Source organism: Candidatus Sphingomonas colombiensis, from assembly GCA_029202845.1.
Classification (GTDB): domain Bacteria; phylum Pseudomonadota; class Alphaproteobacteria; order Sphingomonadales; family Sphingomonadaceae; genus Sphingomonas; species Sphingomonas colombiensis.
Genome location: CP119315.1, coordinates 3,584,603 through 3,597,364, shown reverse-complemented (window position 1 = coordinate 3,597,364; position 12,762 = coordinate 3,584,603). Strand labels below are relative to the sequence as shown.

The following is a 12,762-nucleotide window of genomic DNA, read 5'->3' as shown; positions in this document are numbered from 1 at the left end:
ATCGCGGGAGCGATACACCGCCGGCGCTTGCGCGCAACGGCCTGACCCTCTCAGCGCCCCTCGCCAGCGGGGCGCAGATTGTCATCGTCCGCATCGAGATCCAGATCCAGATCGGGGGTGAGATCGGTGATGATCGTCCCGTCGCTCGGCCCTTCGCGCGTTACTTCGATGATTTCCGCGCGCTGGCTTTCGTCATATCCGTCCGCGTCATAGCCGTCGTCGCCAGAACCCTGGCCCGGCACCTGATGGCCGCCCATGCCCTTCTCCTCTCACGCTTTTCAACCCGCATCGAGGCGTGCGGTTCCGGCCAAGGCGATGGGATGACGCTTAGAGTGGGTGGAACAGTCGCCCGCGCTCGGTGATCGCCACGGCGGCCAGCGCGAACAGCCCCGCGATCAGGAAGCCAACGGTCAGCGGCATCGTCGTCCCATTGAACGCCTGACCGATCAGCGTGCCGATCAGCGAGCCGAACGTAAGGCTGATAAAACCCTGCACGCTCGATGCGGTGCCGGCGATATGCCCCATCTTCTCCATCGCCATCGCGGAGAAGTTCGAACTTGCCAGCGCAAAGCTCGCCAGGGTGATCGCCTGAAGCGTGGCGAAAACCAATACTGTCTCATGCCCGGTCGCCGCGATCGTCAGATGAAGCGCGGTGATCGCGATCATCACGCAGATCGCGGTGTGGCTGATCCGCCGTGTGCCGAGCCGCATCACCAGCCGCACGTTCAGCAGGTTCGCCACCATCATCATCCCCGCGCTGGTGGCGAAGATCACCATCAGCAGCTTGGGACGGCCAAAAGCATCGGCCATGATCTGCTCGATCGAGCCGAGATAGCCGTAAAGGGCGGCGGTCAGCCCGGTGGCGGCGAGCGTATAGCCAAGCGAATAACGGTCCGAGACGGTCGTGCGCCATCCGGCGAGGATCGCGGGGATGCGTATCTCCCGCCGGTCCTCGGGCAGCATCGTTTCGGGCATGCGGATCATGACCCACAGCATCGCCGCGATCGTCAGCCCGGTGACGATCCAGAACATCGTGCGCCATGAGCCGAACAGCAGGATGAGCGAGCCAAAGCCCGGCGCAACGATCGGCACCGCCATGAATACCATGAAGGCCAGCGACATGATCTGCGCCATCGCTCGCCCGGCATAACAATCGCGCACCATCGCCACCATTGCGACGCGCGATCCGGCCACCGCCATGCCACCGACGAGCCGCGCCGCGAGCAGCAGCGGGAAGCTCGCGGAGATCGCCGCCAGCACATTCATCGCGGCATAAGCGGCGAGCGAGCCGATCAGCATCCGTCGCCGCCCGAAGCGATCGACCAGCGGGCCGTGGAACAACTGGCCGATGCCGAAGCCGGCGCCGAAGATGGTGATGACGAACTGGCGATGGTTCGGATTGGCGACATGGAGCGATTGCCCGATATCGGGCAGCGCGGGCAGCATCGTATCGATGCCCAGCGCCGCCATCGCCATCAACGAGGCGACAAGCGCCACGAACTCGCCGAACGGTATCGGCGCGCCGCGCGGCGTGTCCTGGGGTGCCGATGTTGCCATGCGCGCGGCGTTACCGATGGGGGAGCGCGAAGTCACCCCCTTCGCGTGTTGCGAGGGGGCGTTCGCGGACGAGCGTGGCTATGAAGGGCGGGGATCGGTGGGGAGCCGACCGGAAGCTTCAAGGAATATGGTGTTGGGAAACGGACGAACCCAGCGCCAGGAGCCGGGCAGCACGCTCCATGTCTTTCGGCCTGCCGAAACTGTGCAGTATTTCGAGCAACTCTCCTCTACTTGGCACAAACACAGTCGCTTCGCCGAGCTTAATTGCTTCCCGCGTCTCAGGCAGGACTGGTAGCCAGTCGGTTCCGGAGCGATAGCAGAAGCCGGCCATGAACTCGATGTGGAGCGGAGGCTCCGTCCAATTCCCGAAGATGCTTGATCGAAAGTCCGGATGATCCGAGCCGCGCTCAAGTTTCAACCCAAGACGTGGAAGAAGGTGCTCCGCATCGTTGACGCTTAGCAGCACGTCTACATCACCGACCTGTCCGGCATCAGCCCCATGTAAGGCGACTGCCGCACTCGAAATTATCCACCATGGATCACGTGCAGGCCGCATCACATCGCCTGCCGCCCTGACCGAAGCTGCAAGGTTAGCGTCGATAGTCACCTATGCCTCCGCCGTAAGGTCGAAAAGCTGCTTACGGGAAAGAGTGCGGCATAGGCTAACGGCAAATGCCGGCGCGAAAATCGTCACTGCCGAACGGCGGGTAGATCGACCTTACCGGCATGGGTTTGTATGGGCGTCAGCAGGAATACTCCCGCGCTGACGAGGCCAACAACTCCCCAAGCGTGCCGATGGCGGCGAAGGACGGTCACAGCTTTGGTTATGCAGTAGATTGCGGCGGCAACGGCGGCGAAATTACAGAAAAAGAACGTCCACATGGAGACAAGCTATCGTGGCCCCGCGATAGCGGCGAGGGCCGCCCGTATGGCGCCGCAACGAACACCGTAGGTTCTCATCATTCGGGCCGCCCGGCCGATGCGTTTTCTACGATCGCGGCGCTGGCGGCGTGGCGGGCAAGGCGGTATGTGGATCGTTTCCAATTTACGGACCCGATAAATGCTTGATACGCCGCTGGCCCAGGTGCCGACGCTCAGCCTGAACGATCAGGCTACCGATCCGATTGCCTTTGCCGCCGCGCTCGGTGGATCGTTTGAACGCTTCGGCTTCGCGATCGTCGCCGATCACGGAATCCCCCACGAGCTGATCGACCGCGCCTGGCAGGAGACGGAGGCGCTGTTCGCGCTGCCGGATGCCGAGAAGCGCGCGTATTTCGTGCCCGGCGGTGGCGGGGCCCGCGGTTACACGCCGTTCAAGACCGAGATCGCCAAAGACGCCAAGCACGTCGATCTGAAGGAATTTTGGCATGTCGGCCGCGAATTGCCGGCCGGGCACCGCTTCTCGGGTGAGATGACACCCAATATCTGGCCGTCGCGCCCGGAAGGGTTCCGCGATACCTTCCTCGAATTGTTCACCGCGTTCGATCGGGCGGGTGATCGGCTGCTCTCAGCGATCGCGCGCCATCTGAAGCTGGCGCCCGACTGGTTCGATCCCGCTGTCACCGATGGCAATAGCGTGCTGCGTTTGCTGCATTATCCGCCGATTCCGATCGATGCCGAGGGCGTTCGTGCCGGCGCGCACGAGGATATCAACCTGATCACCCTGCTGCTCGGTGCCGAGGAGGCTGGGCTGGAATTGCTCGATCGGGATTCGGGGCGCTGGCTCGCGATCAAGCCGCCGGCGGGGGCGATGGTCGTCAACGTCGGGGATATGCTGCAACGCCTGACCAATCACGTTCTGCCATCGACCACGCACCGCGTCGTCAATCCGCCGCCCGAGCGGCGCGGCCATTCGCGCTATTCGATGCCGTTCTTCCTGCATCCGGCGCCCGATTTCCTGATCGAAACGCTGCCCGGCTGCATCACGCCGGACAATGCCAACCGCTATCCGGCGCCGATCACCGCGCACGATTATCTGCATCAGCGGCTGGTAGAGATCGGCCTGATCAAGAAGTGATTGCGGAGGCATCGGGGCGGCACATCGCCGGCCCCGGTGCCTGCCCGCCGATGCGCCGCTTTATTCCGCTGCGTCCGCGACGGGCGCGTTGGCCACGTCGCCCGGCAACGCCCAGTGCAGATCGCCCTTGCTCAGCACCCGACCATCGTGACTGAGCACGGCGATCGGCTGGATCGGGCGGTTGTCACGCGAATCGACGAGGATCGGAAAGGCCGGCACGCCAGTCTCCCACCGCTCGCCCCATTGTCGCAGTGCAACCATGGTCGGCAGGAGGGCATGTCCCTTTTCGGTAAGGCAATATTGAATTTTTCGCCGGTCCTCAGGCAACGACTCCCGTTCCATGATGCCGTGCTCAACGAAGCGCGCCAGCCGGTTGGCGAGAATGTTACGCGCGATGCCCAGTTCCGACTGGAATTCCTCGAAATGGTGTAAGCCGTTGAAAGCCGCGCGCAAAATGAGAAACGCCCACCGCTCGCCCATCGTTTCCAATGCAGCGGGGAGGCTGCACTCCGTCAGGGTTTCGCGCAATTTCTCCAATTGTACGCTCCTTGCTGTAACGCGCATCCTAACCGAGCAGGATGCATCACCGAACTAAATTATCAGTTGCCACTTGCAACTCGCACTTGCAACAAGTAAGTAGCTGCTCGCAACTTATTTTGCGAGGCAACAAGATGATTCGCTCGATGATCGCCGCCGCTCTCACTTCTGCCGCGCTGCTCGGTGCGGCCGGTGCTTCGGCGCAAACCGCCGGTGGCTATTTTGCCGCCACCCCCGTCGCTGCCGCGACGAAAGACGTTGTGATGACCCGCGACACACCGTGGAACCTGCGCGATGGCGTTTACGTCACCGGCAAGGCCCCGATGCGCGAAATGGTGGCATGCCAGATGATGGCCCGCACCGTCGGCGCGCTTTCGGCTTTCGCCGTTGAGGGCAAGACGTTTGACGATGCCGCGCTCGGCGAATGCAACAGCAAGGCGAAGGGCGGCAAGGTCGCCGTCGCCAATGCCGGGCCGAATCCGGCGCCAGCAAACTAAGCGATTTTCCGAACGATAATATGTGGTCCTTCCACCGCTAACTGCGGTGGGAGGACCATTTTTGTTGCAAAGCAATAGGGGAAAGCGCCATCGTGCCGCTGTGCTAAGACAGTATGAGTTGATCGATCGGGTTCTTGCGTACGACCCGGATGCCGATGAGGCGCTGCTTAACCGCGCCTATGTCTTTTCGGTCAACGCCCATGGCACCCAGAAGCGCGCATCCGGCGACCCCTATTTCAGCCACCCGATCGAGGTGGCCGGCATCCTGACCGAATTGAACCTCGACGACGAGACGATCGCCACCGCGATCCTGCACGATACGGTCGAGGATACGGTCGCCACGCCAGAACAGATCCAGCAATTGTTCGGGGATAATGTTGCGCGGCTGGTTGATGGTGTAACCAAACTTTCCAAGATCGAGGCGCAGACCGAGAACGAGCGCGCCGCGGAAAACCTGCGCAAATTCCTGCTCGCCATGTCGGGCGATATCCGTGTGCTGCTGGTGAAGCTGGCCGATCGCCTGCACAACATGCGCACGCTCCATCACATCGCGAAGCCGGAAAAACGCCGGCGTATCGCGAAGGAGACGATGGATATCTATGCCCCGCTCGCCGAGCGGATCGGCATGTACGAGTTCATGAAGGAGATGCAGACGCTCGCCTTCCAGCAGCTCGAGCCGGAAGCATATGAATCGATCACGCGGCGGCTGGAGCAACTGAAATCCGGCGGCGGGGATCGAATCGCGAAGATCGGTTCCGGGCTAAAGGCGCTGCTGTCGCGTCATGGCATCCAGGCCGAGATTTCGGGGCGCGAGAAGCATCCCTATTCGATCTGGCGCAAGATGCAGGAACGCCACATCAGCTTCGAGCAGCTTTCCGACATCATGGCGTTTCGCGCGATCGTGCCGGCGGTTGAGGATTGTTATGCCGCGCTCGGCCATATCCATCGCCGCTGGCCGGCGGTGCCGGGGCGGTTCAAGGACTATATCTCGACGCCCAAGCGCAACGGCTATCGTTCGCTGCACACCACGGTGATGCACGCGGAAAACCAGCGCGTCGAAATCCAGATACGTACCGAGGAAATGCACGCGGAGGCGGAATTCGGCCTCGCCGCGCACTGGGCATATAAGCAGGATATGCATGTCCGCCCGGAGACCCAGCAAAACTGGATCGCCGATCTGGTGGAGATTCTCGACACCGCGGCAACGCCGGAGGAACTGCTCGAACACACGCGGATGGCGATGTATCAGGATCGCATCTTCGCTTTCACGCCGAAGGGCGAATTGATCCAATTGCCCAAGGGCGCGACGCCGATCGATTTCGCCTATGCGGTTCACACCGATCTGGGCGATCAGGCGGTGGGCGCGAAGATCAACGGGCGCGTCGTGCCGCTGCGCACCGAAATCCACAACGGCGATCAGGTGCAGGTGCTGCGTTCCAAGGCGCAGACGCCGCAACCGAACTGGCTCAATTTCGCGATCACCGGCAAGGCGCTGGCGGCGATCCGCCGTCACCTGCGGCTGGTGGAGCGAGAACAGACCGTCGCGCTGGGGCGTAAGCTTTACGACGATATCATCTCGCGCCTGCCGGCCCCGCTGGCGGCCGACGCGCTCGATGAAGGCGTGAAGCGGCTCAAGCTCTCCGACGAAACCCAGCTGATGACCGCGATCGCGCGTCGCACCCTGACGGATGCGCAGGTGATGGAGGCGCTGATGCCGGGGTCCGCCGGCGCCGATGTGGCGCATGCGCCGCCGCAATCTTCCGCCATTTCGATCGAAGGACTCGCGCCGGGCGTCGCCTATGAACTCGCCACTTGCTGTCACCCGGTGCCGGGCGATCGCATCGTGGGATTGCGGCGGCCCGATGCCTCGATCGAGGTCCATACGATCGATTGCTGCACGCTGGGCGAACTGGCACAGCGGACTGATGAGGAAACCGACTGGATCGACGTCCAGTGGGGCACCAAAACGCAGGGCGCGGTGGCGCGCATCACCGTGGAAGTGCGCAACGAGCCCGGCGCGCTGGGCGTGATCGCCACGATCATCGGCCAGCACAAGGCGAACATCATCAATCTGCGGCTCGACAGCCGCGATACCGGCATTCACACCAACACGATCGACGTGGAGGTGCATGACGCGCATCAATTGATGCGACTGCTGGCGGGGTTACGCGCGGTCGACGCGGTGGCGGGCGCCGAACGGGCCTGAACCGGGCGCCGGCTTCGGATGTGTCGGGATTCGGTTCGGGGCGACGCCAAAGGGTGGATTTCGAACACCGGCCCTTTCAGTATGTGAGCATTGAAAGCGCAGAACCGCGCTTTTTGCAGCCCGCCATGCGCCGATCCCCACACGCCCCGACGCAATCGCCGTGCCGGCACGCAATGTCTTGCGATCCCTCTGAGGCTGGGCGAATAAACGCCCATCACTAAACAAAAGGGGGGCTCTGCCTTGCTGGTACGTGCCATCGCTATTCTTCTTGCCACATCCTCTGTCGCGGTCGCCGCGCAGGACAACAAGCCTGCCGACAAGGCCGGGAAGGGGGCGCCGCTCTCCCACGCCGAACTGGCGAAGCAGGACGTGGAATCCGCCTACGCCAACGCGCCGGTGCAGGAGCGTGAAGAGCGTTCGAAGGGCAATGTCGCGGTCGCCGGGCGGACGCTTGCCTACACCGCCACCGCCGGCACGCTGACGATCCGCGATACCGAAGGCAAGCCGACCGGATCGATGTTCTACACGGCCTATACGCTGGACGGCACGAAGCCGGGCACCAAGCGGCCGATCACCTTCTTCTACAACGGCGGCCCCGGCAGCCCGACCTTCTGGCTGCACATGGGATCGTTCGCGCCGGTGCGGCTGCGTACCGGCAACCCCGAGTTCATCCGCCCGGCACCGTTCGATTTCGGCCCGAACCCGGATACTTTGCTCGACAAGACCGACATGGTGTTCCTCGACGCGATGGGCGCCGGCTATTCGCGCGCGCTGGGCGATACCAAGCCGAGCCATTTCTACGGCGTCGATGAGGACGTGGATGCCTTCGCCCGCGCGATCATCCGCTATGTCAGCAAGAACGGGCGCTGGAACAGCCCGAAGTTCATCTTCGGCGAAAGCTATGGCACCACGCGTTCAGGCGCGCTGGCCTATCAGCTCCAGGATCGCGGCATGGCGCTGAACGGCGTGGTGCTGCTCTCCTCGATCATGAATTACGGCTATCGGCAGCCGGGGCTGGATCAGGTCTATCTGAACTATCTGCCCAGCTTCGCCGCGACCGCCTGGTATCACAACCGCATCCAGAATCGCCCGGCGGACGTCGCAACGATCGTCGAGCAGGCGCGTGCCTTCGCGGTTGGGCCCTATGCCTCGGCGCTGGCCAAGGGCCAGTCGATCTCCGATGCGGAGCGGGATCAGGTGGCGAACCAGCTGAGCCAGCTCATCGGGCTGTCCCCGGAATTCATCAAGCGCGCCAATCTGCGCATCGACCTGCCGCGCTTCCAGAAGGAATTGCTGCGTGACAGCCGCAAGCGGATCGGTCGGTTCGATTCCCGCTACCTCGGCGTCGACGCCGATGCCGCGGGCGACCGCCCGGACTCCGATGCGTCCTCCGATGCGATCGCGGGCGCGTTCATCGGGACGTTCCACGACTATCTGAGCAACACGCTCGGTTATAAGACCGACATGCAATATCGCCTGTCGGCGCGCGATGCGGCCGGCTTTGATTGGAACTGGAAGCACAAGGCGCCGGGCGGCGGCTTTGCTGCGCAGCAAAACAACCCGAATACGGCGGTCGATCTCGCTTTCGCGATGCGCGACAATCCGTATCTCAAGGTGCTGTCGATGAACGGCTGGTACGATATGGCGACGCCATTCTTCGGCACCGAATATGACCTTGGGCATATGATGCTGGAGCCGGCGCAGGCGAAGAACCTGTCGTTCACTTACTACCCGGCCGGGCACATGACCTATTTGAACCCGGAAGCGCTGCACGCGATGCGGCGTGATCTGGTCAATTGGTACGACAGCGCGCTTGCCGGTTCGGCCAGCGGCAACTGATCGACTGAAGATGGCGCACGGGTGTATTATGCTATTGCCACACCTGTGCGCCGCGTTACGATGATCCATCTCCCAGAACAAAAAGGGGCAACAGATGGATCGTCGTACATTTCTCACTTCGTCTTCCGCAGCATCCGCGCTCGCGCTGATGCCGGGCGCATTGCGCGCGCAGGTCGCCTCGGGTGACGCGAAGCTTAACGCCACATTCGATCGGATCATGGCGGACACGCTCCGCGAAATGCCGTCGCTCGCCACCGTGCTCGGCATGGACAAGGGCGCGAATGCCGCGCTGAAGCACAAGCTGGAGGACAATTCCGCCGCCGGACGTATCAAGGGGCAACTGACCCTCCATAAGGCGATCCGCGACATTGTCGCCGTGGCGCCCGAAACGCTTTCGCCCGGCTCCCGGCTCGATCGCGAGGTGGTGCTTTATTCGCTCAACGCGCGTGCGATCCCGATGGACAAATTCGGCCTGGATTCGGTGCAGCGCCCGTATCCGATCTTCCAGCAGGGCGGTGTCTATTTCGAGACGCCCGATTTCCTGAACTCCTCCCACACCATCACCAATGCGGAGGATTGCTCGGCCTATCTCGATCGCCTCGCCGCAATGGCGACCGCGCTCGACAACGACACCGCACACCAGAAATCGGAGGCGGCGCGTGGCTATGTCGCGCCGGGCTGGTCGCTCGATCTCACGCTGGGGCAGATGGCCAAGCTGCGTGATCCCGCGCCGGGGAAGAGCGGGCTGACCGAATCGCTCGTCTCGCGTGCGGCCAAAGCGAATATCGCTGGCGACTGGCAGGCGAAGGCCAGCGCGATCGTCGATAAGCAGATCTATCCCGCGCTCGATCGACAGATCACGCTCATCAAGGCGTTGCGCGCCAAGGGGCGGACCGATGACGGGTTGTGGGCAGTGCCGAAGGGCGATGAAATCTACGCCGCGGCGCTGGCCGAATCGACCACCACCAATTTCACCCCCGACGAGGTTCATCGCATGGGGCTGGAGCAGGTCGCGTCGATCACCGCGGAGCTGGAAACGATCCTGAAGGCGAATGGGCTGACGCAGGGCTCGGTCGCGGACCGGCTCAACGCGCTCAACGTCCGCCCCGAGCAGCTTTATCCCGATACCGACGCCGGTCGCGCGCAATTGATCAGCGATTTGAACGCAGGCAACGCCGCGATGACGGCAAAGCTTGGCCGCCTCGTCAACAATCCGCCCAACGCGCCGCTCGAGATTCGCCGTGTACCGGTGGAGATTCAGGATGGCGCGTCGAACGGCTATTATTATCTCGCCGCGCTCGATGGTTCGCGCCCAGCGATTTACTGGATCAACCTCAAGAGCGTCGGCGACTGGCCGAAATATTCGCTGCCGAGCCTGACCTATCACGAAGGCGTGCCGGGGCATCACCTGCAACTCACCGTCGCGCAGCAGGCGAAAACGCCATTGCTGCGCAAGCTCTCCTTCTTCAACGCTTATTCCGAAGGCTGGGCGCTTTATGCCGAAAGTCTGGCGGACGAAGTGGGCGGCTATGTCACGCCGCTGGAGCGCGCGGGCTTCCTGCAAAGCTATCTCTTCCGCGCCGCGCGGCTGGTGATCGACACGGGCATCCACACCAAGCGGTGGAACCGCGAAAAGGCGACCGATTATATGGTGCAGACCGTTGGTTTCGCGCGGCCGCGCTCGCAGCGAGAGATCGAACGTTATTGCACACAGCCGGGGCAGGCTTGCAGCTACAAGGTCGGTCATGCCGCCTGGGTGCGCGCGCGCGAAAAGGCCAAGGCGATTCAGGGCGCGAAATTCAACGAAAAGGATTTCCACGATATCCTGCACGCCGGCGCCATGCCGCTGACCATTTTGGAACGAATGGTGGAAGAACGCGCCCGCGCCGGCGCGTGATGCGGCAAAGCGGGAAGGTGGCTCTGCACTGCGGCGCGCCTTCCCGCGGCTCGCGCGAACAATCTGGTGATTTCCGCCCGGCTAGCCGATAAGGGGCGCCGCCATGCACCGTCCCCAGCTTTCCGTCGTCATTCCCTGTTACAATGAAGCGGCGACATTGCCGCTGCTCCACGAGCGCGTATCCGCCGCCGTGCGATCCGTGGTGGGCGACGATCATGAGATCGTGCTCGTCAACGACGGCTCGCGCGATAATAGCTGGGCGATCATGCAGCAGCTGTCGGCGGCGGACTCGCGCGTCGTGGCGATCAACCTGTCGCGTAACCACGGCCATCAGCTCGCGCTGACGGCTGGGCTGGACCTGTGCGGTGGCGAGCAGATCCTGATCCTCGACGCCGATTTGCAGGATCCGCCCGAATTGCTGGGCGAGATGCGCGAAACGATGGCGCGCGAGGAAGCGGATGTGGTCTATGCCGTTCGCCGCCGTCGCGAGGGAGAAACGCTGTTCAAGAAGGCGACCGCGTCGATCTTCTATCGTGTGCTCGATCGCGTGACGGATACGCCGATCCCGCTCGACACCGGCGATTTCCGGCTGATGACGCGTCGCGCGCTCGATGCGTTCCTGTCGCTGCCGGAGCAGGCGCGGTTCATTCGCGGGATGGTGGCGTGGATCGGGTTCCGGCAGGTGCCATTCCCCTATGATCGCGCAGAGCGCCACGCGGGCGAGACGAACTATCCGCTGTCGAAGATGCTGCGGCTCGCGTTCGACGCGGTGACCGGCTTTTCCACCGCACCGTTGCGTTTCGCCAGCCATGCCTCGGTCGCGCTGGCGGGGGCGTCGCTGCTGCTGCTGGTTTATATCGCCTGGGGTTACTTCGAAGGCAGCCCGGTGCAGGGCTGGACCTCGACCATGCTGGTGGTGACGGTGCTGAGCGCGGTGCAGATGTTCGTGCTGGGCATGATCGGCGAATATCTCGGGCGGCTCTATATCGAATCGAAGCGACGGCCGCTGTATCTGGTGGCGGATATCGCGGGCCCGGTGCGTGCGCGCGCGTCGCTGGGCTACCTCGCCGATCAGCACCGCGAGATCGAGCAGCCAGCCTCCGCTCAAGCCTGATTCTTTCATTAGGCTTACAGACCGGTTCAGCACACATTCGCCACGACTCGGCCAAACCGGCATCATTATCAGGGCCGGCTCGTGCGCCGGCGGTGGAGTGACCGGGAATGAAAAAGTTGATTTCGGTAACGCTGATGGCCGCGGCCTCGCTGCTGCCGCTTTCGGCATCCGCTCAGGATAACGCGCAGCGCGGCGATTATCGCGGCAATGGTGATCGCGGCGAACGCCCGCAGCATCAGGCTCAAGCGCCGCAAGCCCAGCAGCGCCCACAATCGAACGGCGGCGATCGCGGTCAGGCGCAACAGCGCCCGCAATGGAACGGTGGCGATCGCGGTCAGGCGCAAGGGCGTCCGCAATGGAACGGTGGCGATCGCGGTCAGGCGCAACAGCGTCCGCAGTGGAATGGTGGCGATCGCGGTCAGGCGCAGGGGCGTCCGCAATGGAATGGTGGTGATCGCGGTCAGGCGCAGGAGCGTTCGCAATGGAATGGCGGTGATCGCGAGCAGGCCCAGCGGCCGCAACGCCAGCCAGACGGGCAGCCTGGTGGCTGGCAGCGCCCCGATGCGTCGCAGGGCGGCAACTGGGCCGGCCGAGATCAGTCACACGGACAATGGCGTGAGCCGGGGCGTCCTGGCGGTTCGCAGCAGGCGCGGCCGAATGGCGATCGCGGGCCGAACTGGCAGGATCGCGGCCAGTATAACCGCGATCCGCGTCGGGGTTGGAACGATCCGCGCTACAATGGCGGCGATCGCTACGCCCGCGACAATCGCGGCCAGTGGAACCGGGATTGGCGTCGTGACACGCGCTATAACTGGAGCGGCTACCGCTACCAGAACCGTCAGGCCTTCCATCTGCCGCGCTATTACGCGCCCTATGGCTGGAGCTACGGCTATCGCCGCTTTTCGATCGGCATGACCCTGTCGAACATATTGTTCGCGCAGAATTACTGGATCGACGATCCGTGGAGCTATCGCCTGCCGGAAGTGTACGGCCCGTATCGCTGGGTGCGTTATTATAACGATGCCCTGCTGGTCGACATCTATTCCGGCCAGGTGGTCGACGTGATCAACGACATCTTCTGGTAAGACACGTCGGGCG

Annotated in this window: 11 protein-coding genes and 1 pseudogene; 8 read left to right on the top strand and 4 right to left on the bottom strand. The window is 63.2% G+C overall.

The genetic code is table 11. The annotated features are described in order from the left end of the window. Positions 1-74 precede the first annotated feature (74 nt). The 3 genes and pseudogenes from P0Y64_17575 to P0Y64_17565 form a co-directional block, all read right to left on the bottom strand. Positions 75-257, bottom strand: a pseudogene (locus P0Y64_17575) (DNA primase). A 70-nt stretch (positions 258-327) separates the two neighbouring features. Continuing rightward, on the bottom strand, positions 328-1,557 hold the full coding sequence (locus P0Y64_17570) for a multidrug effflux MFS transporter (protein ID WEK43115.1): 1,230 nt from the start codon (positions 1,555-1,557) through the stop codon (positions 328-330). 118 nt (positions 1,558-1,675) lie between these two features. Further along, positions 1,676-2,164: a hypothetical protein gene (locus P0Y64_17565; GenBank protein ID WEK43114.1), complete on the bottom strand. Its 489-nt coding sequence runs from the start codon at positions 2,162-2,164 to the stop codon at positions 1,676-1,678. 188 nt (positions 2,165-2,352) lie between these two features. Between P0Y64_17565 and P0Y64_17560 the strand changes: the two genes are divergently transcribed. Both P0Y64_17560 and P0Y64_17555 read left to right on the top strand, forming a co-directional pair. Then, positions 2,353-2,625, top strand: a complete 273-nt coding sequence (locus P0Y64_17560) for a hypothetical protein (GenBank protein WEK43113.1) — start codon at positions 2,353-2,355, stop codon at positions 2,623-2,625. Then, positions 2,618-3,574 carry a 2-oxoglutarate and iron-dependent oxygenase domain-containing protein gene (locus P0Y64_17555; GenBank protein WEK43112.1) on the top strand — a complete coding sequence of 319 codons (957 nt, stop codon included), beginning with the start codon at positions 2,618-2,620 and terminating at the stop codon, positions 3,572-3,574. Before P0Y64_17560 ends, P0Y64_17555 begins: the two co-directional genes overlap by 8 nt. Before the next feature lie 60 nt (positions 3,575-3,634). Here the strand turns inward: P0Y64_17555 and P0Y64_17550 are convergent, their stop codons facing one another. Beyond that, positions 3,635-4,054: a helix-turn-helix domain-containing protein gene (locus P0Y64_17550; protein WEK45108.1), complete on the bottom strand. Its 420-nt coding sequence runs from the start codon at positions 4,052-4,054 to the stop codon at positions 3,635-3,637. A 191-nt stretch (positions 4,055-4,245) separates the two neighbouring features. Between P0Y64_17550 and P0Y64_17545 the strand changes: the two genes are divergently transcribed. The 6 genes from P0Y64_17545 to P0Y64_17520 all read left to right on the top strand — a co-directional run bounded on the left by P0Y64_17545 (position 4,246) and on the right by P0Y64_17520 (position 12,749). Further along, complete coding sequence (locus tag P0Y64_17545) at positions 4,246-4,608, top strand: hypothetical protein (GenBank protein ID WEK43111.1); 363 nt, start codon at positions 4,246-4,248, stop codon at positions 4,606-4,608. Positions 4,609-4,708: 100 nt separating this feature from the next. Further along, on the top strand, positions 4,709-6,814 hold the full coding sequence (locus P0Y64_17540; protein WEK45107.1) for a bifunctional (p)ppGpp synthetase/guanosine-3',5'-bis(diphosphate) 3'-pyrophosphohydrolase: 2,106 nt from the start codon (positions 4,709-4,711) through the stop codon (positions 6,812-6,814). Between the two features lie 243 nt (positions 6,815-7,057). Next, on the top strand, positions 7,058-8,653 hold the full coding sequence (locus P0Y64_17535; GenBank protein WEK45106.1) for a peptidase S10: 1,596 nt from the start codon (positions 7,058-7,060) through the stop codon (positions 8,651-8,653). A gap of 94 nt (positions 8,654-8,747) precedes the next feature. After that, on the top strand, positions 8,748-10,550 hold the full coding sequence (locus P0Y64_17530; GenBank protein ID WEK43110.1) for a DUF885 family protein: 1,803 nt from the start codon (positions 8,748-8,750) through the stop codon (positions 10,548-10,550). Between the two features lie 103 nt (positions 10,551-10,653). Continuing rightward, the gene (locus P0Y64_17525) at positions 10,654-11,664 is read left to right on the top strand and encodes a glycosyltransferase family 2 protein (GenBank protein WEK43109.1); all 1,011 of its coding nucleotides are present in this window, start codon (positions 10,654-10,656) and stop codon (positions 11,662-11,664) included. A 107-nt stretch (positions 11,665-11,771) separates the two neighbouring features. After that, entirely contained in the window at positions 11,772-12,749 is a 978-nt protein-coding gene (locus P0Y64_17520) for an RcnB family protein (protein ID WEK43108.1), read from the top strand. Positions 12,750-12,762 lie beyond the last annotated feature (13 nt).

Bases quoted from the DNA above. Each gene is read 5' to 3' on its own strand.
- P0Y64_17570 (WEK43115.1), bottom strand. From the start codon at position 1,557: ATGGCAACATCGGCACCCCAGGACACGCCGCGCGGCGCGCCGATACCG.
- P0Y64_17545 (WEK43111.1), top strand. From the start codon at position 4,246: ATGATTCGCTCGATGATCGCCGCCGCTCTCACTTCTGCCGCGCTGCTC.
- P0Y64_17525 (WEK43109.1), top strand. From the start codon at position 10,654: ATGCACCGTCCCCAGCTTTCCGTCGTCATTCCCTGTTACAATGAAGCG.
- P0Y64_17520 (WEK43108.1), top strand. From the start codon at position 11,772: ATGAAAAAGTTGATTTCGGTAACGCTGATGGCCGCGGCCTCGCTGCTG.
- P0Y64_17550 (WEK45108.1), bottom strand. From the start codon at position 4,054: ATGGGCGAGCGGTGGGCGTTTCTCATTTTGCGCGCGGCTTTCAACGGC.
- P0Y64_17530 (WEK43110.1), top strand. From the start codon at position 8,748: ATGGATCGTCGTACATTTCTCACTTCGTCTTCCGCAGCATCCGCGCTC.
- P0Y64_17555 (WEK43112.1), top strand. From the start codon at position 2,618: ATGCTTGATACGCCGCTGGCCCAGGTGCCGACGCTCAGCCTGAACGAT.
- P0Y64_17560 (WEK43113.1), top strand. From the start codon at position 2,353: ATGGCGGCGAAGGACGGTCACAGCTTTGGTTATGCAGTAGATTGCGGC.